General features: G+C 61.9%; 22 protein-coding genes. 13 read left to right on the top strand and 9 right to left on the bottom strand.

Going from position 1 to position 24,880, the window contains the following annotated elements; all coding sequences use genetic code 11:
• Positions 1-66: 66 nt before the first annotated feature.
• From HMPREF2785_RS06620 to HMPREF2785_RS06610, 3 genes are read right to left on the bottom strand one after another with little or no spacing between them, the layout of a single operon-like run.
• On the bottom strand, positions 67-1,428 hold the full coding sequence (locus tag HMPREF2785_RS06620; RefSeq protein ID WP_070614574.1) for an exonuclease domain-containing protein: 1,362 nt from the start codon (positions 1,426-1,428) through the stop codon (positions 67-69).
• A complete protein-coding gene (glgX, locus tag HMPREF2785_RS06615) occupies positions 1,429-3,618 on the bottom strand; it encodes a glycogen debranching protein GlgX (protein WP_070614573.1) in 2,190 nt (729 codons plus the stop codon).
• 39 nt (positions 3,619-3,657) lie between these two features.
• Positions 3,658-4,215, bottom strand: coding sequence for a TetR family transcriptional regulator (locus HMPREF2785_RS06610; protein WP_070422223.1), 558 nt, complete (start codon positions 4,213-4,215; stop codon positions 3,658-3,660).
• Positions 4,216-4,425: 210 nt separating this feature from the next.
• Here HMPREF2785_RS06610 and HMPREF2785_RS06605 point away from each other — a divergent pair, with 210 nt between their 5' ends.
• The 11 genes from HMPREF2785_RS06605 to HMPREF2785_RS06555 all read left to right on the top strand — a co-directional run bounded on the left by HMPREF2785_RS06605 (position 4,426) and on the right by HMPREF2785_RS06555 (position 15,074).
• The gene (locus HMPREF2785_RS06605; RefSeq protein WP_070422224.1) at positions 4,426-5,136 is read left to right on the top strand and encodes a hypothetical protein; all 711 of its coding nucleotides are present in this window, start codon (positions 4,426-4,428) and stop codon (positions 5,134-5,136) included.
• On the top strand, positions 5,136-5,657 hold the full coding sequence (locus HMPREF2785_RS06600) for a hypothetical protein (RefSeq protein ID WP_141739363.1): 522 nt from the start codon (positions 5,136-5,138) through the stop codon (positions 5,655-5,657). Before HMPREF2785_RS06605 ends, HMPREF2785_RS06600 begins: the two co-directional genes overlap by 1 nt.
• Positions 5,658-5,743: 86 nt before the next feature.
• Positions 5,744-5,923, top strand: coding sequence for a hypothetical protein (locus HMPREF2785_RS06595; protein WP_070422226.1), 180 nt, complete (start codon positions 5,744-5,746; stop codon positions 5,921-5,923).
• A 1-nt stretch (position 5,924) separates the two neighbouring features.
• On the top strand, positions 5,925-7,238 hold the full coding sequence (locus tag HMPREF2785_RS06590; RefSeq protein ID WP_070570048.1) for an MFS transporter: 1,314 nt from the start codon (positions 5,925-5,927) through the stop codon (positions 7,236-7,238).
• A gap of 27 nt (positions 7,239-7,265) precedes the next feature.
• Positions 7,266-7,922, top strand: coding sequence for a type 1 glutamine amidotransferase family protein (locus HMPREF2785_RS06585; protein WP_070614572.1), 657 nt, complete (start codon positions 7,266-7,268; stop codon positions 7,920-7,922).
• Positions 7,915-8,703 carry an inositol monophosphatase family protein gene (locus HMPREF2785_RS06580; protein WP_070614571.1) on the top strand — a complete coding sequence of 263 codons (789 nt, stop codon included), beginning with the start codon at positions 7,915-7,917 and terminating at the stop codon, positions 8,701-8,703. The genes HMPREF2785_RS06585 and HMPREF2785_RS06580 overlap by 8 nt, the downstream gene beginning before the upstream one ends.
• A 16-nt stretch (positions 8,704-8,719) precedes the next feature.
• On the top strand, positions 8,720-9,385 hold the full coding sequence (locus tag HMPREF2785_RS06575) for a TIGR02234 family membrane protein (RefSeq protein WP_070450939.1): 666 nt from the start codon (positions 8,720-8,722) through the stop codon (positions 9,383-9,385).
• Positions 9,386-9,424: 39 nt separating this feature from the next.
• Entirely contained in the window at positions 9,425-10,243 is an 819-nt protein-coding gene (locus tag HMPREF2785_RS06570) for an indole-3-glycerol phosphate synthase TrpC (RefSeq protein WP_070422231.1), read from the top strand.
• A gap of 18 nt (positions 10,244-10,261) precedes the next feature.
• The gene (gene lgt / locus HMPREF2785_RS06565; protein ID WP_070422383.1) at positions 10,262-11,221 is read left to right on the top strand and encodes a prolipoprotein diacylglyceryl transferase; all 960 of its coding nucleotides are present in this window, start codon (positions 10,262-10,264) and stop codon (positions 11,219-11,221) included.
• Positions 11,214-12,638 (top strand): pyruvate kinase, encoded by a 1,425-nt coding sequence (gene pyk, locus HMPREF2785_RS06560; protein WP_070450941.1) that lies wholly within the window; start codon positions 11,214-11,216, stop codon positions 12,636-12,638. The genes lgt and pyk overlap by 8 nt, the downstream gene beginning before the upstream one ends.
• 18 nt (positions 12,639-12,656) lie before the next feature.
• A complete protein-coding gene (locus HMPREF2785_RS06555; protein ID WP_070614680.1) occupies positions 12,657-15,074 on the top strand; it encodes an excinuclease ABC subunit UvrA in 2,418 nt (805 codons plus the stop codon).
• Positions 15,075-15,192: 118 nt separating this feature from the next.
• Here the strand turns inward: HMPREF2785_RS06555 and HMPREF2785_RS06550 are convergent, their stop codons facing one another.
• Positions 15,193-15,936 carry an aminotransferase class IV gene (locus HMPREF2785_RS06550; RefSeq protein ID WP_070614570.1) on the bottom strand — a complete coding sequence of 248 codons (744 nt, stop codon included), beginning with the start codon at positions 15,934-15,936 and terminating at the stop codon, positions 15,193-15,195.
• Complete coding sequence (locus tag HMPREF2785_RS06545) at positions 15,929-17,773, bottom strand: chorismate-binding protein (RefSeq protein ID WP_070614569.1); 1,845 nt, start codon at positions 17,771-17,773, stop codon at positions 15,929-15,931. The genes HMPREF2785_RS06550 and HMPREF2785_RS06545 overlap by 8 nt, the downstream gene beginning before the upstream one ends.
• A gap of 29 nt (positions 17,774-17,802) precedes the next feature.
• Here HMPREF2785_RS06545 and HMPREF2785_RS06540 point away from each other — a divergent pair, with 29 nt between their 5' ends.
• The gene (locus HMPREF2785_RS06540) at positions 17,803-18,261 is read left to right on the top strand and encodes a GNAT family N-acetyltransferase (protein ID WP_070450949.1); all 459 of its coding nucleotides are present in this window, start codon (positions 17,803-17,805) and stop codon (positions 18,259-18,261) included.
• Here the strand turns inward: HMPREF2785_RS06540 and HMPREF2785_RS06535 are convergent.
• The 3 genes from HMPREF2785_RS06535 to HMPREF2785_RS06525 are packed head-to-tail and all read right to left on the bottom strand — an operon-like array spanning position 18,258 to position 23,283.
• Positions 18,258-20,648 (bottom strand): glycogen/starch/alpha-glucan phosphorylase, encoded by a 2,391-nt coding sequence (locus HMPREF2785_RS06535; RefSeq protein WP_070614568.1) that lies wholly within the window; start codon positions 20,646-20,648, stop codon positions 18,258-18,260. The genes HMPREF2785_RS06540 and HMPREF2785_RS06535 overlap by 4 nt on opposite strands.
• A gap of 21 nt (positions 20,649-20,669) precedes the next feature.
• Positions 20,670-21,923 carry an amidohydrolase gene (locus HMPREF2785_RS06530; RefSeq protein WP_070422237.1) on the bottom strand — a complete coding sequence of 418 codons (1,254 nt, stop codon included), beginning with the start codon at positions 21,921-21,923 and terminating at the stop codon, positions 20,670-20,672.
• 7 nt (positions 21,924-21,930) lie between these two features.
• On the bottom strand, positions 21,931-23,283 hold the full coding sequence (locus HMPREF2785_RS06525) for a DUF4921 family protein (protein WP_224213725.1): 1,353 nt from the start codon (positions 23,281-23,283) through the stop codon (positions 21,931-21,933).
• 40 nt (positions 23,284-23,323) lie between these two features.
• Here HMPREF2785_RS06525 and HMPREF2785_RS06520 point away from each other — a divergent pair, with 40 nt between their 5' ends.
• Positions 23,324-23,713 (top strand): hypothetical protein, encoded by a 390-nt coding sequence (locus tag HMPREF2785_RS06520; RefSeq protein ID WP_070422386.1) that lies wholly within the window; start codon positions 23,324-23,326, stop codon positions 23,711-23,713.
• Here the strand turns inward: HMPREF2785_RS06520 and HMPREF2785_RS06515 are convergent.
• The gene (locus HMPREF2785_RS06515; RefSeq protein ID WP_070422238.1) at positions 23,683-24,810 is read right to left on the bottom strand and encodes a glycerate kinase; all 1,128 of its coding nucleotides are present in this window, start codon (positions 24,808-24,810) and stop codon (positions 23,683-23,685) included. The genes HMPREF2785_RS06520 and HMPREF2785_RS06515 overlap by 31 nt on opposite strands.
• Between the last annotated feature and the right edge of the window lie 70 nt (positions 24,811-24,880).

The raw sequence follows: 24,880 nt of genomic DNA, 5'->3' as shown, positions 1-24,880 counted from the left end.
TCTACTACGTACATACTCAGTTAGACGTAGCCAACACCGCCCCGGTTCCATCCGAACCAAAACTTTTTACAGACCGAGTACCTCGAGGAGTTTCGGGGCCTGCCAAATCTGAATGTCCTGGCCCTTTTCCTGCAGTTCGCGGGCTCGTTTCTCCTTCGAGGTCACACTCGACCATTCGCCGACAACCAGGATGGTCGTTTTCTTGGTGACGTTCTTGCCCACCTGCGCGCCCTGCTTCGCAATCGCGTCCCACAACTCGCCCTTATCGTGCGGTTCGAACTCACCGGTTAAGGTGACGTGCTCGCCGTACAGAGGAGCGTTCGGGTCGGCTTGAGCATCTGGCTCCGGCACGGTGTCCGGGGTGGCCACCGACTGCCACGGAGCGGGTTTGCGCTCCTTCTTCACCGGCCCGGCCTGGTTGGAACCACGTGGCTCGGCGGTGGCGGCAACGGCAGCAGCGACACCACCTTCGGCGACCTGCTTCGCCTGCACCGCGCGGCCGGCACCGGAGCGGTCGCGGAGGACAGGGGTGACGCGGGCGTCGTCGATCGATCCGAGCGTGAACCCGGTGTCGTGGATGAAGCTCATCAGGCTGCCAGTGTGGCCGGCCTCCCGGGCGAGACCAACCATCACACCGGCGCACGCAGCGGCATCTTCGCAGGCATCGTGGTGGTTGTCCAAGGAAACGCCGAAGTGCTGCGCAAGGGTTGGAAGCTTGTGATTTGCCACATCCAGCTTGGTAGCGCGGGCCTGTGCCAACGTGCACGCGAACAGCATCTTCGGGACGGCGATGGAGGAGGCCAAGCAAGCATCGCGAAGTGCGGAGGCATCGAACTGTGCGTTGTGCGCGACAAGGGGTAAATCCCCGACAAAGGCGCTCATTTCCGCGATACAGTCGCGTACGTCTGGGGCATCAGTGACATCCTCAGCAGAAATGCCGTGGATAGCAACGTTGCCGGATTCGAACTCGTCTAAACCGGCAGGCGGCTTACATAACCAAGACTTTCGCTCGACCTCTTCGCCGTCGACAATCTTGACCAACCCGATCTGACAGATCGAGCCCCAGCGACGGTTCGCGGTTTCCACATCGAAACCGACGAAGGAGAAGCCAGGAATGCCTGCTCCGCCGTCGGCGGTAGCGGTGGTGGGGGCCTTGCCGTGCTTGGCGTCGTCGAGAAGCGTGCGCAACTTCTTTGCGCCATCGACGTCCCCCGGTGCGAACCAGACGGTCAGCGGAGCACCGGTGGTGGCAACATCCACTTTGGTCGGCGACCATGCGTCACCTTCGGTGATATCCACGCCGGTGATATCCGCAATACTGACGGTGCGGTCCGAGGAGTCGCCGCGCAGCGAGGCGAGGAGGGCAGTTGGGGTCACGGTGAGGGCGTCGTTGGTCACAGTCAACGTTGCACCATGAGCGGAAATCATTTAGGCGTTGTCTTCCTTTCGGCCCGCTCCAGCGGGCGGTTGCGTACGGCGCAGCACCACGGTCGAGCGCTGGCCGACGGTGACAGTCGAATCCGGACCGATGGGTTGTGCGTCTTCACGGTAGCCGAGGGGGCCAGTCGTATCGACGACGATCTCCCATTCGTCGCCAAACTTTGCGCCGGGAACAGTGAAGTCAATGTCCTCATAATGGGCGTTGAACATGAGAAGGAATGAATCGTCCACGATGCGCTGGCCGCGGCTATCGGGTTCCGCGATCGCTTCGCCATCGAGGTGAACCATAAGTGCACGGCCGAAGGCGGCGTTCCAATCGTCTTGTGTCATGAGACGGCAGTCGGGGGTGAGCCAAGCGATCTCTCGGCCGTGTTCGTCGTCGCCAAGCGCACCGCCCTCGAGGAACCTGCGGCGGCGAAACACCGGATGATCTCGGCGCAAAGCGATGAGCCGACGCGTGAATTCGTGCAGGTCTGCTGCGCTTTCAAGGTTGGACCAGTCCATCCAAGCCGTCTCGTTGTCCTGGCAGTACACGTTGTTGTTACCGCCCTGGGTGCGTGCGATCTCGTCGCCGTGAGCGAGCATCGGGGTGCCCTGAGATAGCAAGAGTGTGGTCAGGAAGTTGCGGCGTTGCCGTGCTCGCAGGTCGAGCACCACAGGGTCGTCCGTGTGGCCCTCCACACCGCAGTTCCAGGACCTGTTGTGGTTCTCGCCGTCGCGGCTATCTTCGCCGTTGGCTTCATTGTGTTTGTCGTTGTAGGACACCAGGTCATTCAGGGTGAACCCGTCGTGGGCGGTAATGAAGTTGATCGACGCGGTGGGGCGACGCCCGTTGTGCTGGTACAGGTCCGACGAGCCGGTGAGGCGCGAGGCGAACTCGCCGAGAGTGGAGTCCTCGCCGCGCCAAAAGTCACGCATGGTGTCGCGGTACTTGCCGTTCCACTCGCTCCACAGGGCAGGGAAGTTACCGACCTGGTAGCCGCCTTCGCCCACATCCCACGGCTCGGCGATGAGTTTGACCTGGCTCACCACCGGGTCCTGTTGAACCAAGTCGAAGAAGGTGGCCAGACGGTCCACGTCTGAAAACTCGCGCGCGAGGGTCGAGGCGAGGTCGAAGCGGAACCCGTCGACGTGCATCTCGGTGACCCAGTAGCGCAGCGAATCCATAATCAACTGCAGGGAGTGCGGGTAGCGCACGTTCAGTGAGTTTCCGGTGCCGGTGTAGTCCATATAGAGGAACCGGTTGTCGTCGACAAGCCTGTAATACGCCTCGTTATCAATGCCACGAAACGCAATTGTCGGGCCCATGTGGTTGCCCTCCGCGGTGTGGTTGTATACCACATCCAGGATCACCTCGATGCCGGCCTCGTGGTAGGCGCGCACCATCTGTTTGAACTCGGCCACGGCATCGCCAGGGGCAGAGGAGGAGGCGTAGCTGTGCTCCGGGGCGAAGAAACCGAACGTGTTGTAGCCCCAGTAGTTGCGCAACCCGAGTTTGAGTAGGCGGTCGTCTTGCAAAAATTGGTGCACCGGCAGCAACTCAATCGAGGTCACACCAAGGTCGGTGAGGTAATCCACCATTACCGGGTGCGCCATACCCGCATAGGTGCCGCGCAACTGCTCAGGAATGCCCGGGTGGGTCTGTGTCATGCCCTTGACATGGCACTCGTAGATCACCATCTCCTCATCAGGGATCTTCGGCGCGCGGTCGTCGCCCCAGTCGAAGAACGGGTTGATCACCACCGACAACATCGTGTGGCCGAGCGAGTCTTCTTCATTGCGACCGGTACCAGGTTCTACTGCGTTGACATCGTAGGAAAACAGCGAGGAATGCTGATCAAACTCCCCATCAAAGGCGCGCGCGTACGGGTCCACGAGCAGCTTGCTGGGATCGCAACGCTTGCCGTCGGCCGGGTCCCACGGCCCGTGCACGCGGTAGCCATAACGCTGACCTGGGCCAACACCGGGCAGGTAAGCGTGCCAGACATGGTTATCCACCTCGTCGAGGGCGATACGCGTTTCGGCGCCGGTGTCGTCGATAAGACAAAGCTCAACTGCATCAGCAACCCCCGAAAACAGTGCAAAGTTCGTCCCCGCCCCATCAAACGTCGAGCCCAGCGGATGTGCGGAGCCAGGCCAGACTTGCTGCTGCAGATCCGGATGCGTCGTCTCAGTCATGCTGCCCGAGCATAGTGCACCCGCTCGACACTGCCCGGGCTACGAATGCTGCGCCAAACCGTCCAGCAAAAACTTCACGGCCGCAGCATGCATCTGCGCAGAATCGTCTTCGTACGTGTCCGAAACACTGCCGGTCGCTTCCGCAAGTTGTGTGCTCGCTTGGTGCACGGCGGCATCCCCAAGCGTCAAATGCAACAGGCCGAGAGCCACAGCACGCATCTCGCTTGACGACGACCCCTCACCCGAATACTCACGCACCGACGCAATAAACAATTCCGACAACTGGGCGCAAACCTCAGCGTCCGGCTGACTCACTGCAGCCACAAGCACCTCTGCGCCATCGCGGATGCCGAGCACCGCTTCCCGCAGCGCGCGACTTAGCTCAGCTGGGTCGGCAACTGGATCGCTCATGAGAGGGCGCACAATATGCTCCGCCAACGACGCGAGCAACTCCTGCTTGTTGGCGATATGCCAGTACAACGCGCCAGGGGCGACGCCCAGCGACGACGCCACACGCCGCATGGAAACATCGGCCAAACCGTACCCAGACAGCAGCTCAAGCGCCGCCTGCGTGATGCGCTCGCGAGACAATTGCATGACACACCACCCTAGACCGAAGTGGCCGAAACATGGGTTTACGTGACTTCACAGGAACCATTCAGAACAATAGTACGGACGTTCAACCGTCAGGTAAGCGTTGCGTTGGTACTCTTTGGGACGAACGTCCCGTCGTGGCGCCAATCCACGCCCAAGACGGTTGCCCGCGTCCAGCGAACGGATGGGGTGAAACTAGGAAGGTAGTCAAAGATGAAAATGAACACTACGTCCGGCATGGCAGCATGCGTAGCTGCAGCAATGCTCGTACTTCCGCTTTCGGCATGCGGATCCTCCGACGAAGGCAAGTCCGGAGGGCTGTCCACCGCTGCTGAGGCTGCTCCGGCCGATACGGCTGTCGAGTCCACGGTGTCCGAGAATGCCGATAAGAGCGAAGGAAAGAAGGACGACGCAAAGAAGGACGAGAAGAAGGCAACCGCCACGACTTCGAAGAAGAAGGAGTCGAAGGAAGAGGGCGGCAACCAGGGCGAGGCCCCGACCCTTGCCAATCCGTTTGAGAACGGCATGCCGGAAAACACCAACCAGCCGCTCGAGGGCGCACAGGAAGGCACCGACGAAGACCGCAAGCAGATGGAAGACACTGCACGTGCTGTGCTGAACCCGGGTTCTTTCGCTGACTGGACCCGCACCATCTTGGACAATTCCTGTAAGGCAGTCGCTGACCCGATGATGGAGGAACTGGAGCGTCAGGGTCTGACCCTTGAGCAGGTTGAAGAGGCGGGCCGCCTTGCTGAGCAGCAGGGCCAGGCGCTCGAGCTGCCGAAGTCCGAGGTCAGCATTTCCGACGTTCGTGTGGACGGTAACCGTGCGTCTGCCAACCTGACTGCAAAGAACGCAAACGGTGAAGAAACCCAGGTCATGATCTTCGAGAAGGAAGACGGCCGCTGGAAGTTCTGCAACTAGTGATGGGATCTGGTGCAGGGCTGCTCGCGCTAGCCCTGCTCCTCGGTATCGCTGGAGGTTTCGCCTGGGGTGGTCTTCGTCCCGCATACGTCGGCGTGATCACAGAAAACGGCGGTATCGGGGTCGACGAAGTGGCAAGCCCTGTGAATGTACAGTTCACAGGGTTTGCGTGGTTTGTGCTGCTGGCACTCCTGCTCGGGGTGGTGCTTGGCGCCGTGGGGTGGCGCAGCGTGCGCCGCGGCAGGGTCGGCGGTTCTGTGTGGTGGATGCTGTGGATCATGACCGTTGCCGTACTCGGCGCGATCTCGATCTACTTGTTTGGTGACTGGTTGAGCCTCAAACTGCACCCCAGGCCTACCCACGATGTCTTGGAAACCGGATCGAGCTTCACGCTTGTCCCGCCGGTTTCGCCGGGGGTCGGGTGGGCTGTTGCGCCGCTGACAGCTGGTCTGGTGTTTTGGATCGGCAACCTGCGCGCCTATGCGCGTGAACCACGCGGGGATGACGACAGCCGTCTGTAAGGCCCCGAACGGCCGGAATCGGACTGCGTCGTTACACTGACGGCGTACACAGCTTGAACGCGCCAATAACGCAGGAGGTTCGCCCAGTGACAGGTGCCGGAAACACATTCTTCATTCTTTTGCTGTTCCTCCTTGCAGGCATCCTCGTCGGTGGAGTGTGGTCGTCGTATCAGAACGGCTCCTCAAGAGCGGTGACTGCCGTCCTCGCGCTTCTTGCAGTTATGGCAGCCCTAGGTGGTGTGCTGATGTTGGTGGAGGTGATGTGAGATGTTCGGAGTTCGGCCCCTTACCCGCGACGAGGTTGATTCGCTAACCAATGTGTGGCGGGCCCGTGGTTTGATCCCGGTGCTCGTCGCCGTTGCATCCGCCTTCGCCGCCTGGTCGCTTCTGTTGCCGGTAGTGCCCACAGCCGTCATCGATGCCGGACAGTCTGCATCCCTTGCCGGGCTGTCCACTGGTGTGTTCATGCTGGCAACAGTGCTCACACAAGTTTGTACACCGTGGGCTCTGCGGAGGTTCGGCTACAGCATCATCATGGCAGTGGCCTCAATGCTTCTGGGTATCCCGGCGTTGGGGTACATCATCGGCATGGATGCAGCGCCGCTGCTGACGGTTAGTGCGATTCGTGGCATCGGCTTCGGTGCATTGTCCGTGGCTGAAGCGGCGATTATCGCGGAGCTGGTACCGCTGCGCCTGCTCGGCAGTGCCACGGGAATTTTCGGTGGTGTTGTCGGCCTTGCTCAGATGATTGCGCTGCCATCGGGCTTGGCCCTGGTGGACAGGATTGGGTACGACGCCGTGTATATTATCGCGGCATCGATCGGTGGCATCTCGCTCATTGCCTGTGCGGCGATCCCTGCTATTCCACCACCGGATCCCGAGCCAGAGACCACAAACATGGTCCATGTGCCCATGTGGCATCTGGTGCTCGTGCCGGCACTCGCGTTGATGTTTGTGACCACTGCTTACGGTGCGATCACGAACTTCTTGCCGGTCTCCATGCGTGATCTCGACCCGGCCACGGGTGCCGCGATGGGCGGCGTAATGCTCGGCGTGATGAACTTTGCGTCGATGATCTCGCGCTACACGGCAGGCAAGATCATGGACCGTCGTGGGCAGCCCGGCACCGTGCTCATCCCATGCCAGGTCCTTTGTGCACTCGGCGTGTTGCTCATGGCAGCCATCTTGGCGCTTGAGCTACCGGTGTGGACCATGCTGCTGGCCGCCCTGTGTTACGGCGCAGGCTTCGGCGCGGTGCAAAACGAGGCACTGACCATGATGTTCTACCGCCTGCCGCGCTCGAAGACCTCGGAAGCTTCTGCTATCTGGAACATTGCTTTCGACGGCGGGACGGGCCTGGGTTCTACCTTCTACGGCATGCTCATTGCCACGATGGCGTTCGCGCCGATGTTCGGCATCGCCTCCGGTGTCATCGCGATTGGGCTGATTGTCACGTTGCTTGACCGTCAGTTGGGCCGCCACCGTGTGGTGGAAGTTAACAATCTGTCGGCTCGTTTGAAGGCTGTGCAGGCGCCGCGTCGTTATCCGTCGAAGAATAAGAAGCAGCCGAAGAACCAGTAATCGGGGGAGCGGATACACTACGCAACCATGACGAACACCCCGGCAAGCCCGACAGTCGCGGTACTTGATTACCTCGGCAGTGAGACCACCACCAGCCTTGTCAGTGCTTTGGTGAATGCAGGTGCTGATGCTTTTGCCACCACTGACCCCGACAAGGCTGTGCAGGCAGGCGGTCTTGTCCTGCCTGGTGGGGCATCGTTTGCAGACGCTGCTGCGGCGATCAAGCGCATCAAAGGGGATCGCATCGTAGGCCAGCGTCTGGCAGGGGGTAGGGCACTGCTTGCGGTCGGCACTGGAATGCACGTGCTTTTCGACGACGCCGTGACCGGCAGCCGCACCACACCAGGCCTTGGGGAGTGGCCGGGCCAAGTTGTGGAGGCAGCATTTGAAGCGGGGGAGTACCCCGTCGTGGCGGCAGATGGTTCGAAGCTGCTGGCCGGAATTGTTGGAGACGTGTTCTTCGACGCGCCACAAGCCGTGAAGTCGTTCCCGTTGGCAGAGGATGACTTCATCGCCTACCCGAAACTGTCTTGGGCAGACATCAACGGCGAGCGCATCCTTGCCGCTGTAGAAAATGGGCCATTGTGGGCGATGGCGTTCGACCCAGCCATGTCCGGTGAGATTGGTGTGAGCGTGCTGGGCAACTGGGTGAAGCAGCTGCAGCCGGAGGTGTCACATGCATAACCCAGCGGAGCTGCTTGATGCTGCATTGTGCGCGGTTGATGAGGCGCGTGAGGTATTCGTCGACAAAGTGGGGGCTGCTCCTGCACTGCGCAAGGGGGCCGGCGACTTTGCCACAGAGGCTGATCTGATCATTGAGAAGCTGTTGCGCAAGCGTCTGACGGACATGACTGGCATTGCGGTGTACGGCGAGGAACAAGGCGGATCGTTTGATCCGGAGGCGTGCTGGGTTGTTGACCCGATCGACGGTACGTCGAACTACTCGTCCGGCAATCCGAACTGCGCCATCCTGTGCACGCTGCTGCTTGGTGGAAAACCGGTCGCAGCGATTACCGATGCGCCGCTGCTGAACATGCGCCTCACCGCGGTCGATGGCGAGCCCGTGCACCTCAACGGCAACGCCTTGCCACCGGTTGGTGCGCTGACTTCCGCTGCGGAGCAGGTGGGGATTGGCTCGTTGGCCTCGGCGGATAGGCAGCGATACCCAGCATCGTTCCGTCTCGATTTGGCTGGCGCACTCACGGATTCGCACCTGCGGCCGCGCATCAGCGGATCGGTCGGCGTTGACCTGGCCTTCGTCGCGCAGGGGATCTACCAGGCTGCGGTCAGTTTTTCCCCGCACATCTGGGATAACGCAGCTGGTGTGTTGTTGGCGCGCAGTGCAGGGGCGAACGCAAGCGCGTTTGATGGTTCGGAATGGACTCCGACCACCGCCGGTGTGGTTATCGGTACACCGCATGCGCATCGTACTGTGCTCGATGCGATCCAGATGGTTGCAAAGTAGCGGAAGGACGCTTCAGATGAAGAAGAACAAAACCGGTGCACTGCTGCTCGGTGTGGCGGGTGCGGTGATGTGGGGCTTTTCCCGCATGGACTGGGTGACCGCGAAGTACAACGACGACCTCTCCGGCGAAGGTGTAGCAACCATCACCGGCGCGGAGTGGTCCACCGAGATCACCGCAGTGGCGGTGCTGCTGCTCGCCGGTGCGATTGCCGCGTTTGCGTTGCGCAAGGTCGGTCGTCGTGTCGTTGGCGGAATTTGCGCGCTCGCCGCCGCTGCTGCTGTCATCCCAGCAGCAGCGCTTCTGGCGCGTGGTGCTGACCATGAGCGTATCCACGCCATCTTGACGGCAGGGGCGGAACAGGCAGCCACGGATACGTCCTCCGCTGCTATTGCGAACTGGGCGGAGATCACCGCCGCCGACGTTGCTGTGGTAGGCCCAGTACTCACGATCGTGGGATGTGTGCTGGGGGTGATTGGCGGTGCGATGCTCGTCGTCAAGCCTGGCGAGGATGCGCCGAAGCAACACAAATACGAGAAGGAAGCTGTGCGCAAAGAAACCATCCGTCACGACCTGAAAGAGGAGCCGGATTCCGGACGCGTGATGTGGGATGCGCTCGACGCGGATATCGACCCGACCGAAACTGGTGACGAGGATTTTCGTCCTACGCAGGGCAACCGCTAACCTATAGCGCTATAGGCCGTATCACCTGGAGGTAGGCGCATGTCGGCACCGAGCGCAGTATCAAACGTTGTCGCTGGTGTGCTCCGTGATGTCGAAAAACGCGAAGCGGTCGTGCCGTTCCAGGAAATCAAGGCCCGCTCGCGCGACATGCCCCCAACCCGCGATGCTAAAGCAGCACTTTTGCGCCACGGCTGCGGGGTCATCGTGGAGATCAAACGCAACTCGCCAGTTTTTGGCCCAACCGCGGTAGGCAGACGCTCGATCGAGTCGGTTGCCCAAGACATCGAGCGCGGTGGCGCCCACCTCATCGCTTGCCAGACAGAGCGGCTGCGTTTCGACGGCTCCCTGGCAGATCTGGCCAACGCCCGCGCAGCCGTAAGCCTGCCGATGGTGTGTCGCGATGTCATCGTCGACCCGTACCAGATCCACGAGGCCCGTTGCTACGGCGCCGACATGCTCCCGCTGCAGGTAGGCATCCTCGAGCAGCCGCGCCTGGAGGCACTGCTGGACCGAGTGGAATCGCTGGGCATGGTCGGTGTGGCCGAGGTGCGCACGCCAGCGGAGGCGGATCGGGCCCTTAAGGCCGGCGTGAGTGTGATCGCGGTGAACTCCTGGACCTTTGACACCAACGACCTCAACCGCAACGCCTTTGCGGATATCGCGCCGGGGCTTCCCACCGAAGTGATCAAGATCAGCCTGGGTGGTGTGACCACTCCGCGTGACCTGATGGACGCCGCCGCGTGTGGTGCGGATGCCGTGTTGGCAGCGGAGGCTGTGATGGCGTCTGGCGATGTGTACGAGGCAACCCGCTCTTTGGCGGCCGCGGGACAGCACCCAGCCTGTCCATCGCGGAATTAAACTGGCACACTGTTGGGCGTGCAAACAACACTTCTGGCAAACATTCCTTCCCCGCCGCAGGGGGTGTGGCAGCTCGGACCGATTCCGATTCGTGCCTATGCGCTGTGCATCATGGCGGGCATTGTTGTCGCGCTGTTGATTTCCCTGCGTCGCTACAAGGCCCGCGGTGGTAATCCGGAGACGATCTGGGATGCAGCGATCGTGATTATCCCGACCGGCATTATCGGCGGGCGCCTTTACCACGTGATCACGGATTACGATAAGTACTTCGGTGAGGGCAAGAACCCGTGGAAGGCCTTCGACATCACCTCGGGTGGGTTGGGCATCATCGGCGCAGTCGCGCTGGGAACCCTGTGCGTGTGGGTGATGATGCGCCGCAAGGGCCTTCCGTTCGCGCCACTTGCGGATGCAGTTGCGCCGACGGTGATTCTCGCCCAAGGCATCGGCCGGTTGGGCAATTACTTCAACCAGGAGCTCTATGGGGCCGAAACCAATGTGCCGTGGGCGCTGGATATTTACTACCGCGTCAACGAGGCGGGGGAGTTCGCGCCGCTGACCGGCCGGTCCACCGGTGAGGTGATCGCGAGCGTGCACCCGACGTTCCTCTACGAGCTGATCTGGAACGTTGCGGTGTTCTTCCTGCTCATCTGGATTGACCGCCGCCGGCGCCTTGGCCATGGCAGCGTGTTTTGGCTCTATGTCGCGGGTTATACCCTTGGCCGGTTCTTCATCGAGCTGATGCGTAGCGACGAAGCCACGCTCATCCTCGGCCTGCGCGTCAACACCTGGATGACCGCAATCTTGTTCATCATCGCGGTGGTGATGTTCATGCGCACACCGAAGGGGCGCGAGACCCCGGAAGAGGTCGATCCGGATTACAACGCACCGTCCACGGCAGAAGAGGACAATCCGGAGTACCGTGTTGCGGTGGAAGACACGCGAGAAGCCTACGAAGGTGAGGTTGGAAAACGTGGATAGGAAAACGAAGATCGTTTGTACGCTCGGTCCCGCTGTGGCCAGCAAGGATGCGATCTTAGGACTCGTGCGCGACGGCATGGATGTCGCGCGGCTGAACTTTTCGCACGGCGATTACCCGGATCACGAGCAGAATTACCGTTGGGTGCGCGAAGCCACTGATGAGACCGGCCATGCGGTCGGCATTTTGGCGGACTTGCAGGGCCCGAAGATTCGCCTTGGCCGCTTTGAAGGCGACGGCAAAACCTACTGGGAGACGGGCGAAACCGTCCGCATCACCGTCGACGATGTTGTAGGTACGCACGACCGTGTGTCTACGACGTACAAGCAGCTGGCCAAGGATGCGAAGCCGGGGGACCGTTTGCTTGTCGACGACGGCAAGGTCGGCCTCGTCTGCACCGACATCGACGGCAACGACGTAGTCTGCCGCGTCACCGAGGGCGGCCCGGTGTCGAACAACAAGGGCGTGTCGCTTCCGGGCATGGACATCTCCGTGCCTGCGCTGAGCGAGAAGGACAAGGAAGATCTGCGGTTCGCGCTGAAGCTCGGCGTGGACATTATTGCGTTGTCGTTCGTCCGTTCGCCGTCTGATGTCGACCTCGTGCACGAGATCATGGATGAGGTCGGCCGGCGCGTGCCGGTCGTCGCAAAGCTGGAAAAGCCCGAGGCTGTCGACGCGTTGGAGTCCATCATCCTTGCATTCGACGCGGTGATGGTCGCTCGTGGTGACCTGGGCGTGGAAATCCCGCTCGAGCAGGTGCCGGCTGTGCAGAAGCGTGTGATTCAGATCGCGCGTGAGAATGCGAAGCCGGTGATCGTCGCAACGCAGATGCTCGATTCGATGATTGAGAACTCCCGCCCCACCCGTGCGGAGGCCTCCGACGTAGCCAACGCGGTGCTCGACGGCGCGGATGCCGTGATGCTGTCCGGCGAGACATCCGTCGGCGTGGATCCACACAACGTGGTACGCACCATGAGCCGCATCGTGCGTTCTGCGGAAACGATGGGCAACGTCCCGCCGCTGAACCACATTCCGCGCACCAAGCGTGGCGTGGTGTCCTACTCGGCGAACGACATTGCGCAGCGACTTAACGCACGTGCGATTGTCACGTTTACGACCTCCGGCGATACTGCACGCCGCGTGGCGCGTCTGCACCCGGACCTGCCACTGCTCGTGTTCACACCGGTGCAGCAGGTGCGTTCGCAATTGGCCATGACCTGGGGTGCGGAGACGTTCCTGTGCGATGAGGTCAACAGCACCGACGAGATGGTCAAAGTTGTGGACAAGCAATTGCTAGCCATGGACCAGTACCACGAAGGCGACACCATGGTGGTCGTCGCGGGCACCCCGCCAGGAGTTGCGGGCACTACCAACACGATCCTCGTGCACCAACTCGGCGAGGACACGCGAAACCCCTAACGCGTTACCCTGGTGGGCATGCCTGAAACACATGCCGGAATCCAAGTACGCGATGCCCACCTACACAACCTGCGCAACGTGGACGTGGATATCCCACGCGGCACTCTCGTTGCGGTGACAGGGGTGTCAGGCTCCGGCAAGTCGTCGCTGGCGTTCGGCACCATCCACGGGGAGGGACAACGGCGCTACCTTGAATCGGTGGCGCCGTTTGCGCGTCGCCTGATTGGTTCTGCAGTAGACCCGCAGGTCGGCGCGGTTGAGGGACTGCCGCCGACCGTGGCGCTCGAACAGTCCACCTCCGGGGGCGGGGCGCGCTCGACGGTGGGGACGGTCTCGGCGCTGTCCAACAGCATTCGTCTGCTGTACTCGCGCGCTGGCGATAACCCGAAGGGGCTGTACTCCGACTCGTTTTCGCCCAACACGCCGGAAGGCATGTGCCCGACGTGCCAGGGCACAGGTGTCGTGCACGAGCCAACCGAAGAGTCGATGGTGCCGGACCCGACGCTATCTATCGAGGAGGGTGCGATCCAAGCCTGGCCCGGCGCGTGGGCAGGTAAGAACTTCCACGACATTTTGCAGACGCTGGGCTACGACCTCGATTCACCCTGGCAGGATCTGCCGAAGAAGGACCGCGACTGGATCCTGTTCACCGACGAGCGCCCCGTGGTGACCGTGAAACCCTTGCGCGGTGAGGACCAGATCCAGCGAAACTACAAAGGCACCTGGCGATCTGTGGCGTCGTATCTGACCAATACACTCGCCGAAACACAGTCCGATACCCTGCGCAAACGCGTGCTGTCCTACATGGAGTCACGCGTCTGCGAGACCTGCCACGGCCGTCGCCTCAACCCGGAAGCACTCAAGGTTACCTATGCTGGCATGCCCATCGACGAGCTCGGCGCCTTGCCTCTCGACCGTGTCTATGAGGTACTCGCGGCACAGAAGCCCTCGGAGGGCTCCGCCGAAGACTTGCTGCTCAAACAGATTTTGCCCGCGGTGCAGTCCGCACTCGACTTGGGCCTTGCGCACTTGAGCCTGGATCGGCCCGCGCCCACGTTGTCCGCGGGTGAGTTGCAGCGCATCCGGTTGTCCTCACAGTTGCGCTCCGGCCTGTTCGGCGTGGCGTATGTGCTTGACGAGCCGTCCGCCGGCCTGCACCCATCCGAACGTGGCGCTGTGCTGGACATTTGCCGTCGTTTCATCGACGCGGGCAACTCCGTCCTCTTGGTTGAGCACGACATGGAACTCGTCGCCCAGACCGACTGGCTCGTCGACGTCGGCCCGCTCGCTGGCGAACGCGGTGGTGAAGTGGTCTACTCCGGACCGACCAACGAATACTCCGGTGATGCGCCAACCGCCCGCGCGCTTGCCAACCGCAAGCTCTCGCTTAACGACGACCCCCGCGCCGCAACCGGCGAACTTTCCCTGTCCGGTGTCTCGGCCCGCTCCATCGACGGCCTGGATGTGTCATTTGGGATGGGGCAGTTCACCGCCGTGGCTGGTGTGTCTGGTTCAGGCAAGTCGACGCTGGTCAGCACCGTTCTCGCCGGTGTCCTTCGCGACGCCGCCTCTACCGTTGTTGATGAAGACGATGAGGTGGGACAGGAGGGCGAGTGGGGCGTCGATAAGCATGATGGCTTTGACGCTGTCACCCGCGTCGTGCAAATTACCCAAAAGCCGATCGGGCGCACCCCGCGGTCAACCCTGGCCACCTACACCGGACTCTTCGACGGCGTGCGCAAACTCTTCGCCGCAACCGACGAAGCAAAGCGACGCAAATGGAGCGTGTCGCGCTTTTCCTACAACGTCAAGCAAGGACAGTGCCCGACCTGCGGCGGTGCCGGCAAGATCGAAGTCGAGCTAGTGTTCCTGCCCGGCTCGTACACCACCTGCCCCGACTGCGGCGGTGCACGCTACAACGACGAAACCCTCGAAGTGACCTGGGAGGGCCTCACCATCGCTCAGGTGCTGGAGTTGACCGTCGACGAAGCCGCGGACGTATTCGCCGACGAACCGAAGATCCTGCGCGCCGTCGAAACTCTGCAAGCCGTGGGGCTGGGTTACCTGCGCCTCGGCCAGGGCGCGCCCGAACTGTCCGGTGGCGAGGCACAGCGCATCAAACTTGCCACCGAGTTGCAGCGCTCCCGCAACTCGCGCCGGGGCTACACCGTGTACCTCCTCGACGAGCCCACCACCGGCCTGCATCCCGCCGACATCTCACTGCTAGTCAAGGAACTCAACAGCCTCGTCGAAGCGGGCCAAACCGTGATCGTGGTCGAGCATGACGTCTCCGTGATCGCGCAGGCGGACCGTGTCATCGAGATGGGCCCCGGCGCTGGCGCCGACGGCGGACAAGTTGTGGCTTCGGGCACCCCGTCAGAGCTCGCAAAGTGCGACACCGCAACAGGGCGCGTGCTCGCCGAGCGGTCGGCATAGTCCCGGGGGCTCGCTGGGTTTCGGACCCGGCGGTGGTGCGACGCTATGCAGCGGCATAGTGTGTTGGCGGTTGTAGAGACTATGCAGCGGCATAGTCCTGGGGACCCACGGTGTTTCGCTATGCCTCGATGTGCCATTCGGTCGTAAAACTGCCCCACCACCAGTCGCGCCACTCGTTGAAACTTGGGTGGACCGGCGGAGTGATCACATCGCCGCCTACATGCAGTTCGCTGACGGGGCTAATGCCGTGGAGCGAGTTGAGGAACCACAACGGGTGCTTGGCGGCGAGTTCGGGTTTGAGCTGACGGCGCTCCACCCGCATATCTAACTTCTCGGCGCGCGCGACAACCTGGTGCAGTGTGACACTCGGCAGCCACACGCCGTCGGGGATGCACAGCGTGTCGCGGTCCCACATCACCAGCGCGCCGGTGGTTGTTTCCAGCATGGCGCCATGCTTATCGACGACCACCGTGTCGTCAGTTCCCTCCACCTGGTACCGCGAACGGTACGCGCGGAACGCGCCGAAGTCGGGGCCTTTCACCTCGGGCTGGGTGCGCGGGTCTGGGGCTTGCGTGTAGGTCAGTGAGGTGGTGGGGCGAGGGGATGGGGCGGGGCGGACGTCGAGAAGCAAAAGCCCTGAGGAGAGCGCGATGCGGGGGAAGAGTTCGCCTTCGCTGAGCAGCGGCAGCATCGCGTCGACAAACCCGGCGGGGAGCGGACCGGCGGTGCGAGTGAAGCGCTCGATGTGCAGGCTGAGGCCGTTGGTGCGGCCGGAGGAGTGGCGCCAAGAATCGGCGACGTCCAGGGGGCCGTCGGAGAAGTCGCGCGGAACAAACGCGCCGTACCAGGCGTACTTACGCATCCCACGCTCCTAAAACGGACTGGGCCTTCAGGTTGCGCTCGGCGATCTCAGCGGAAGGGTCGGAGGCGAGCACGATCGCGCCACCTGCACCGACTGTCACAGTGGAGCCGGCGCGTACTGCGGTGCGGATGACCACCGACAGGTCGGCTTGGCCGTCGAACCCGATGTAGCCGAGCGCGCCCGAGTAGACGCCGCGCGGGGAGGTTTCCAGCCGGTCGATGATTTCGCACGTCCGTAGTTTCGGTGCGCCGGTCATGGAACCGGGCGGGAAGGTGGCACGGATGGCGTCGACGGCAGTGGCTCCCTCGCGTAGCTGCCCGGTGATGGTGGAAACCAGTTGGTGCACGGTGGCATACGACTCCACCTGCATCAGACCCGGGACCTGTACGCTGCCGGGTTCGCAGACGCGGGAAAGATCGTTGCGCAGCAGGTCGACGATCATGAGGTTTTCGGCGCGGGTTTTGTCGTCGTGAAGCAATGCGGGGTCCTGATCAGCGGCGATGGTGCCCTTGATCGGCTTGGCCTCCACCTCGCGGCCTCGCACGGTGAGGAAACGTTCGGGCGAGGCGCTGGCGACTTCCACACCGTCGAAGATGAGGTGCGCGGCATATGGCGCGGGGTTGTGCTCACGCAGCGGCGCATAGATCTCGCCGGTTGCTTCGGCGGTGTAGGTGTCGGTCAGGCAGACCTCGTAACTCTCACCGGCGCGCAGCAGGTCCTGTGCTTTCTCGATGCAGTCGAGGTAGTCGGGGTTGCTCCAGGAACCATTGCTAATCGACGACCCCCGCGCACCGTCCGCCCCATCCAAGGCCTTCTCGAGGCGGTCAAGGAGTGCATCCGTGCCGTCGCCGGCGAGTGCACACAAGTGGGCGATTTCGGCCTCGTGGTCGTAAACGATGAACGATTGCGGGCGCACAAAGTAAGCATCCGGGTACGGCGAGCGGTGGCGCAGCGTGATCGGGAGCGTAAGTTCCGCGCACTCGTAGCCGAGGTACCCAATGACACCGCCGGTAAAGGGCAGGTCAGGCGCGTCGTGGAGAGGGGCGGATAGTTCGTGTTGGAGGGTGTGGAGGATATCGGGGTCGCTACCAAGCGAATAGCGAAACGAGCGCGACAGGGCGCCCGCGGTGTCTCCGAGGATGGAGAAACGCCCGCGGGGGTCGGCGGAATCGAGGAAAAACGCATCGTTGCCGTCGCGCTTGATCGCGTTGAAGACGCGCTGGCAGTCGAGTGCGCCGGGCACCTCGCGGTGCAGCAACCGCCAGCCGCCGAGGAAGTTACGCATGATCGCGGCGCCGTGCTCAGTCAGCACCGATTCGGGGTGGAACTGCACACCCCAATGCGGAGCGCCATCGACCTTGAGCGCCTGGATGACGCCGTCTTCGCTGCGAGCGTGCACGGTGACGCCGGGGATTTCCTCGACGTGCAGAGAGTGGTAGCGCACCACCTGAAAACCCTGCGGAATACCGGCGAAAATGCCCTCACCGGAATGGGTAATTGTGGAAACGAACCCGTGGCGAGGCTCCGGAGCACGAGTGACGGAGGCCCCTGCGAGCATCGCCAAACCTTGGTGGCCCAGGCACACACCCAACAACGGGACCTGCGCCTCGGCCGCAGCCTCAATCACGCGCCGGGACGTACCAAAGTCTTCCTCGCGCTCGGGGGTACCTGGGCCGGGCGAGATAACCACATGGCTGAACTCGCCGGCGCGCACACGCTGTGGAAGGTCAGCACCCTCGCCAGCAGGCACAACGAGTGGTTCGCGGCCGGCAGCCTCGGCGATGAGGTGGGCGAGGTTGAACGTGTATGAATCGTAATTGTCAATGAGCAGGATCATCGATTCGGAATCGTATAGCGTTGACGCGCATGGACGCCAGCATCCGACAAGCAAGCGCACAAGACGCCATCGCCATTGCCGACATGCACTACCGCTCCCGTGCCCAAGCATTCCGGGGGCATATTGACGACGACGTCCTCGACGATCACGCAGCACTCGAACAACAGTGGGTCGAGTACTTCCGCAACCCCAACGGCCGCGTCGCAATCGCGGAGTTTGACGGAAAGATCATCGGGTTGGCGTACGGCATCCCAGGCGAGCGCACCGAACTTCGCAACCTGTACCTGCTCGAGGACGCAGCAGGGACCGGAGTGGCGCCGAAGCTTCTCGACGCCGTCATCCACCCCGGCGAACCAGCATTTCTCTGGGTGGCAGACTTCAACGACCGCGCCCAGGCCTTCTACACCAAGCAAGGCTTTGCGTTTGATGGTGAGTCGAAAACCCATGAGCGGGACAAGATCACCACCAAACGCATGGTGCGCGATTAGTTGATCGGGGTTGGGCTGATCTTCCAGACCTCGTCGGCGTAGTCGCGGATGGTGCGGTCGGAGGAGAATCGGCCAGACTCGCAAATGTTGATCCAGCACTTCCGCGCCCACTCGTCCTGGTCGGCGTAGTAGTCAGCGGCCATACGGTCGCGAGTCGCACGGAAATCAGCGAAGTCGCCTAAGACGTAGAAGACGTCGCGCTCGCCGTAGCCGTTGTCGTCGAGAAGCGATGCGCGAATGTCGTGGAAGGCTCCGGTGCCACGGTCATCCAAGGTGCCGTCGACAAGCGCATCGAGTGCGCGCATGAGCCCTGGGGTCTGCTCCGCAACCTGGCGCGGGTTGTAGTGCGCCTTCAACTCCGGCAGGTCCTCCTCGCGGGCGCCGAAGATGTAGGCGTTGTCCTCGCCAACAGCATCGACGATCTCCACATTCGCGCCGTCCATCGTGCCCAAGGTGAGAGCGCCATTCATCATGAACTTCATATTCGAGGTTCCCGACGCCTCTTTGCCAGCGGTGGAAATCTGCTCGGAAACATCCGTTGCCGGGATGATCTGCTCGGCGGGGGAGACGTTGTAGTTCTCCACGAACACCACGTGGATGTACTGGGAAGCAACCGGATCATTGTTCACCAGGTCTGCGATGGTGTTGATGAGCTTGATGATGCCCTTGGCAGTGACATAGCCCGGGGCTGCCTTTGCACCAAAGATGAACGTGCGCTTCGGGATGTTGTGCTCGCCATCCTTGGTGATGCGGAAGTACAGATCCAGGATGTACAGGGCGTTCATCAACTGGCGCTTGTACTCGTGCAGACGCTTGATCTGGGTGTCAAAGATCGAGTCTGGGTCGATCACCGCACCCTGGCGGGCGTTGATCCATCCGGCGAAGTCACGTTTGTTCGCTGCCTTGATCTCGCGCAGCTCGCGCATGATATCCGGGTCGTCCGCGAAGTGGCGTAGCTCCTGCAGCTTGGAAAGGTCGGTAACCCACTCGTCCGAACCCGCGAGACGGTCCAACAGCTCGGACAAGCGCGGGTTGCACATACGCAACCAACGGCGAGGGGTCACACCGTTGGTCTTGTTGTTAAAACGTTCCGGATACAGCCCGTGCCAGAAGCCGAGCGTGTCGCGTTTGATGATCTCCGTGTGAAGCGCAGCCACACCATTGACCGAATAGGAGGCGTAGCAGGCGATCCATGCCATGTGGACGCGACCGTCGTGGATCGGGGAGTGGTGGTGCGCCGTTTCTGGATCAACCCCACGTGCCTCCATATCAAGGCGGTAACGGCGGTCAATCTCTTCCACAATCTCCCAGATGCGCCAGAAGAGCTGCTTGAAGATGGACTCTTCCCAGGTCTCCAGCGCCTCCTGCAGCACCGTGTGGTTGGTGTAGGCAAACGTGTTGGTGGTGACTTCCCAGGCGTCGTCCCAGCCGAGTCCGTGCTCGTCCATAAGCAAACGCATCAGCTCAGGAATGCCGAGCACCGGGTGTGTGTCGTTGAGCTGGATCGAGTTGTACTTGTGGAAGTTGCGCAGGTCGTCGCCGTGTGCGGCGCGGTAGTCGTCGATAAGTTCCTGCAACGATGCAGACACGAAGAAGTATTGCTGACGCACGCGCAGCAACTTGCCGGCGTACGTGGTGTCGTTCGGGTAGAGCACACGCGTGATGTCGTGGACAGCCTCGCGCTCAAGGATCGCGTCGGCAAAGCGCTGAGAATTGAACGCGTCATAGTCGAACTCATCGATCGGGGAAGCGTCCCACAGACGCAGTGTGCCCACATTGTTCGTGCCGTAGCCCGTGATCGGCATGTCGTGCGGAATTGCGCGCACATCCATGTCGTCGAAATGAACAATGCGCTGCTCAGAGCCACGACGCACGATAAACGGGTAGAACGATTCCTTCCAACGGTCCGGGTGCTCGCGCTGGAAGCCGTCCTCGAACTCCTGGCGGAACAACCCGTAGCGGTACAGCAGGCCATAGCCGGTCAGCGGATAGTCCTGCGTCGCTGCCGAATCCAAGAAGCAGGCGGCGAGGCGGCCGAGCCCGCCATTGCCCAGTGCCGCGTCGTGTTCTGCCTCCAACACGTCGGAGAGCTCGTGGCCCAACTCGCGGGCCACCGCCTCAGCCTTATCGACGAGCCCAAGGTTTGTCAGATTGTTCAGCAGCGCACGGCCCTGCAAAAACTCCGCCGAGAAATACGCAGCGCGACGAGCCTTGCGGTAGGCGTTGCGGGTTTCATCCCAATCGTCGGCGATCTGCTCAACGACAGCGGCTGACAAGCCGGTCCAAAACTTCTTCACTGTCGCGGCTTGCGGCGACTTGCCGGCAAAGCCACGGACATGGCCTGCGATCGTCTGCTCAAATGCGGGTGACTGCTTGGAGAACGTCATGGCGCCCAAGCGTACCGCCAGTTAGCCAGCTAGGTAGGTCAAGACAGCAACTGCGGCCGAGCGTGTGGCAGCAGAAATCGTGGGCTCATAATCCGGCAGGAAGTTCGGCATATGGTTGACCGGAACATCCTCGGCAACCCTATCCTCCGCGACAGCACGATCCCACACGTCGCGCGGGGTGCATCCGATGAGCCAGAAGAGGTACGGCGCCCCAAACGTTTGACCGATGATCGGGAAGTCCTCGGAAACCGTCTTCGGATCCGACGTGACCGAGTCCTCACCGAACACCGCATCGAAGTTCGCGCGCACTGCGGAAAAGACCGCCTCGTCGTTGTCCAACAGTTCGCCGTGAGCAAAGTACTCGATGCCAGCCGTGCCCTCCGCGCCCGAGGCAGCTACCTCGGCATGGACAACACGCTCGATGGCGGCATACACGCGTGCCTTGACCTTGTCGTCGTAGAAACGGCAGTTGAGCACCAACTCCGCCGACCCTGGAATGATATTGATCGCGCGCCCAGCACTCATGCTGCCGACGGTGACCACCGCGAAATCCGCCGGATTGACCTCACGCCCCACAATCGCCTGCAGACGAGCGATAATCATCGCGGCAGTAAACGTGGGATCCACCGAGTTGTGCGGCATCGAACCGTGGGCCGAACGGCCGGGAATGTGCACCCTGATCGAATCACAAGCAGCGAACTGCGGGCCGGGCTTGGACATGACCTCGCCAGCGCGACCAGGCATCACGTGCAGGCCCAACACCACGTCCGGGGTGGGCACCTTCTCAGCCAGGCCGCCATCGGCCATGTCTTGGGCGCCCGCAGCCAGCTCCTCGCCAGGCTGGAACAATGCGATAAACGTGCCCGACCAGTGGTCGCGCGTGTTGTCCATGACGTGGCACAAGCTCAGCAGAGCCGTGGTGTGGATGTCGTGGCCGCAAGCGTGCATCGTGCCGGTCGTGTGCCCATCCGCAGTGGTGACCACCTTGCGGGAAGCAAACGGTACGCCGGTGCGCTCCGTGACCGGAAGGCCATCAAAGTCGGCTCGGTAGAGCGCTGTCGGGCCTTCACCGTTGCGAAAGACTGCGCAGATGCCGTACTTGCCAATCGGGGCAACAACCTCGCAATCAAGCGGCTTCAACTCATGCAGGATTCGCTGGTAGGTCTCCTCCTCGTGCATGGAGAGCTCCGGGTTAGCGTGCAGTTCCTCGTAGAGTCGGCGCTGCCAGGCTGCATCAACCTGGTACGTATCCAAGATGTCGGCGATGTTGCTCATAGTCTCGTTACCTCTCTACGTTCGGGGCCAAACCTTGGGTATAGCGCAGCACGTTCGGCCTAGGCGTGCATTCTTGGCCTATACGGATACTAGGCGCGACCGTTCCCACGGCACGCAAGCGCTCCAGTTCCGTGGTGACGCGGTCGTGGACATCAAAGGGCGAAAGCGTATTGACGAAGATCTGCGTGCCGCCCTCAAAACCCGCAACAGTAGAGATGCGCCACTTCACATTGATACGCCACGGCATTGGCACCTCGACATCGTGTGGTTTGTAGTGCCACTCTTCGTTCGTGGCCACACGGGTACCGGTCGCGGCGTGTGCGGCGTGGAGCAGGTCCGACATGGCACGGACCTCGTCGTCAGTGTGCAGCCATGGCTCGCATGCTTCCGACTTCGAATACACCGTCATCGTGGGGTAGCGGTGCCCCACACCGGCAACTAGGACGGCGTGGTCGTTCTCCGCGATGACCAGGTTGTTGTCGAAAGCGGGGTTCACACCCCAGTCGTTGTACATGTTCGGGTGCTGCTGCAACTTGGCGATTTCGGACTCAGCGTTGACGCCATGCTCGTCGATAGCAACCAACTGCTTATGCAGGTGTTCAAAGGACGCGCCGGCTGCGGCGAGCCAGTTTTGAAACACCACAACATAGCGGGCGTGACGGTGGTGAGTGATGAGGTCGTGCAACGAATCGACGGTGAAGGCGATGAACTGGTAATGCTCATCCGCAGTGAGCGAGCCTGAGCCTGCGAGGTCGGAGGTGTCGCGGGCGTCGTCGATAAAGTGCCGCCTTGCAATGATGACGTCGTGCCCACCACCAAAATAAGCAGGCGCGATGCTGAGCAGTTGCTCGTCCGGCAGATCCGGATCCTGACCCGACGCAGACAAGCGCGTGCGCACAATATCCAACACGTGGTGTCGGCCAGACGGGTCCGACAGGTAGCGCTCCATGTGCTCCTGCCAATCTTTTGACATTTCCGCACCATAGTTTTCGCGCCAGTAGTCGTAAGAAACGATCTCGAACAGGTTGGGCACGCGCCGAAAGTCGGCCTGTGTCGCATCGAGTTCATCCGGCATGACATTGCGCAGAATGTCGAAACCCGTGCTGGTAGTCACCAGTCGCGAACGCTCCGGGGGAGTATGCAGCATGCGGTCCGCGCAGAAATTACACGTATCGGTGTGCGCGCCGGGGCCAAGTGCTGCAGGTTCGTTCGGCTGGGGGTGAAGCGGACGGTTGCCACGGCCAGGCACCGTCCACACATGGGTTCCGGTGAACGGATTGACCTGCTTTAACGTGCCGTCCTTCATACGTTGCAGCGCTGTGTGCTGCGCGGGCGTCGGGTTGACAGCAGCGTGAGACATGAACGACACCCTACCGCCCCGAGCGTCTAGCCTTATGCCCATGTCTGTCATTCAATTCGACGTCCTCGTCCCACCCGCGGCAGCTCCAGAGGTACGCGACGCATTCCAGCGCGCCCTCGACATCCTGGTGCGCCGCGAGATGCTCACCTCCGGCAGCGTGACTATGGAGCAAGTGCGTATCGACGACACCGTGCACGCCCAGCTCGCCGAAACCTATGAACACGACCGCGGCGAGCCAGCAGACGACGCTGAAATCCACCGCTACCGCATCGAGTCCGAAGGCGCGGACAGTATTAACCGCCTCGCTATGGGGCTCTCACGCATCCTGACCCCCAAGCGCGACCTGCCACGCGACCCCGTGGCGCTCGAGGACCAGGACAAGTTCGAGGCCCCGTCGATTTATCCCTGGACAGTTGAAGTGTTGAGGTAAGCGACCGCAATCTCCGCACCGGCGCGAACGAGCTGCTCGCGGACGTCGTCAATCTCGGGCAGCGTCACTGCGAGAGTTCCGTCGGCGGGCTGCTCGTCGAAACGCCCTGCAGCAATCGCGAATACCGCACCTGCTTCCGCAGCAAGCTCGCCGACCACAGACGCCACCTTGCCGGTGCCTGTCTGTCCATCGAAGCGACCTTCGCCGGTGATCACCAACGCAGCGCCATCGATCTGCTCAGTCAGCCCGTTGGAATCTGCGACAACGCGCGCGCCGGGCACGATATGCACGTGGGAATCGGTCCCGTGCAGCATGGTGGAAAGCCATGTCAGGCCGATGCCCACGCCGCCCGCCGCACCAAGCCCCGGGGTTGTGGGGTCGATCTCTGCGACCTCGCACAGTCGAGCAAGGCCACGATCCAAGAGTTCAACATCGTCGGTGGTAGCGCCCTTTTGTGGGCCGAACACGTGAGCTGCACCGTTCGGGCCTGTTGCTGGTGCAGACGTGTCAGTGAGCAGCACCCACTCCATAGCGCCAGCAGGGACATTGACTTTGGCAGTGTCGAAATCCGCAAGGTTTTCCAAAGCGCCACCGCCAGGTTTTAGCTGATAGCCAGCAGCGTCGAGGGGGTTGACACCGAGCGCCACCAGAATGCCGGTACCGCCATCGACCGTTGCGGTGCCACCGAGACCAAGCACGATACGTTTCGCGCCGCGGGTCTCCGCATCAGCGATGAGCACACCGGTGCCGTAAGTGTCGCCGGTCAGCGGGACCGGCTTTTCCACAGCGGGCAACCCAGAAGCAGCAGACACATCGATATAGGCGGTGGAGGAGGGGGCGTGGAATGTGTATTCGGCTTCGGTAAGGCGACCGTCTGCTGTGGTCGTCGGTAAGCAAATGCGTTCCCCCTCAAACAACGCGGACGTGCCCTCGCCACCGTCGGCCATCGGGGCAAGGATGATTTGGGCATCGCGGATCACGCTTGTCACACCCTCTGCCAGCCATTCAGCAGCCTCCTGCGCAGTAGCAGTGGACTTAAACGAATCCGGGGCGATGACGATTTTCGGCGACGGAGCCGGGTCGAAAGAGGAAGACATGCGGGCAAGTTTAACCGGAAGACCGCAAAATTCCGCGGGCGGGCGAGATGTGTTGTAGCATCTTTCCGGT

The organism is Corynebacterium sp. HMSC067D03 (genome assembly GCF_001811185.1).
Taxonomy (GTDB): domain Bacteria; phylum Actinomycetota; class Actinomycetes; order Mycobacteriales; family Mycobacteriaceae; genus Corynebacterium; species Corynebacterium coyleae.
The sequence above is the reverse complement of the archived record's forward strand: the minus strand, read 5'-3'. Positions and strand labels throughout refer to the sequence as shown.

Coding starts and splice junctions, on each gene's coding strand:
- HMPREF2785_RS06620 (WP_070614574.1), bottom strand. CDS start 1,428: ATGATTTCCGCTCATGGTGCAACGTTGACTGTGACCAACGACGCCCTC.
- glgX (WP_070614573.1), bottom strand. CDS start 3,618: ATGACTGAGACGACGCATCCGGATCTGCAGCAGCAAGTCTGGCCTGGC.
- HMPREF2785_RS06610 (WP_070422223.1), bottom strand. CDS start 4,215: ATGCAATTGTCTCGCGAGCGCATCACGCAGGCGGCGCTTGAGCTGCTG.
- HMPREF2785_RS06605 (WP_070422224.1), top strand. CDS start 4,426: ATGAAAATGAACACTACGTCCGGCATGGCAGCATGCGTAGCTGCAGCA.
- HMPREF2785_RS06590 (WP_070570048.1), top strand. CDS start 5,925: ATGTTCGGAGTTCGGCCCCTTACCCGCGACGAGGTTGATTCGCTAACC.
- HMPREF2785_RS06585 (WP_070614572.1), top strand. CDS start 7,266: ATGACGAACACCCCGGCAAGCCCGACAGTCGCGGTACTTGATTACCTC.
- HMPREF2785_RS06580 (WP_070614571.1), top strand. CDS start 7,915: ATGCATAACCCAGCGGAGCTGCTTGATGCTGCATTGTGCGCGGTTGAT.
- HMPREF2785_RS06575 (WP_070450939.1), top strand. CDS start 8,720: ATGAAGAAGAACAAAACCGGTGCACTGCTGCTCGGTGTGGCGGGTGCG.
- HMPREF2785_RS06570 (WP_070422231.1), top strand. CDS start 9,425: ATGTCGGCACCGAGCGCAGTATCAAACGTTGTCGCTGGTGTGCTCCGT.
- HMPREF2785_RS06555 (WP_070614680.1), top strand. CDS start 12,657: ATGCCTGAAACACATGCCGGAATCCAAGTACGCGATGCCCACCTACAC.
- HMPREF2785_RS06550 (WP_070614570.1), bottom strand. CDS start 15,936: ATGCGTAAGTACGCCTGGTACGGCGCGTTTGTTCCGCGCGACTTCTCC.
- HMPREF2785_RS06545 (WP_070614569.1), bottom strand. CDS start 17,773: ATGATCCTGCTCATTGACAATTACGATTCATACACGTTCAACCTCGCC.
- HMPREF2785_RS06540 (WP_070450949.1), top strand. CDS start 17,803: ATGGACGCCAGCATCCGACAAGCAAGCGCACAAGACGCCATCGCCATT.
- HMPREF2785_RS06535 (WP_070614568.1), bottom strand. CDS start 20,648: ATGACGTTCTCCAAGCAGTCACCCGCATTTGAGCAGACGATCGCAGGC.
- HMPREF2785_RS06530 (WP_070422237.1), bottom strand. CDS start 21,923: ATGAGCAACATCGCCGACATCTTGGATACGTACCAGGTTGATGCAGCC.
- HMPREF2785_RS06525 (WP_224213725.1), bottom strand. CDS start 23,283: ATGTCTCACGCTGCTGTCAACCCGACGCCCGCGCAGCACACAGCGCTG.
- HMPREF2785_RS06520 (WP_070422386.1), top strand. CDS start 23,324: ATGTCTGTCATTCAATTCGACGTCCTCGTCCCACCCGCGGCAGCTCCA.
- HMPREF2785_RS06515 (WP_070422238.1), bottom strand. CDS start 24,810: ATGTCTTCCTCTTTCGACCCGGCTCCGTCGCCGAAAATCGTCATCGCC.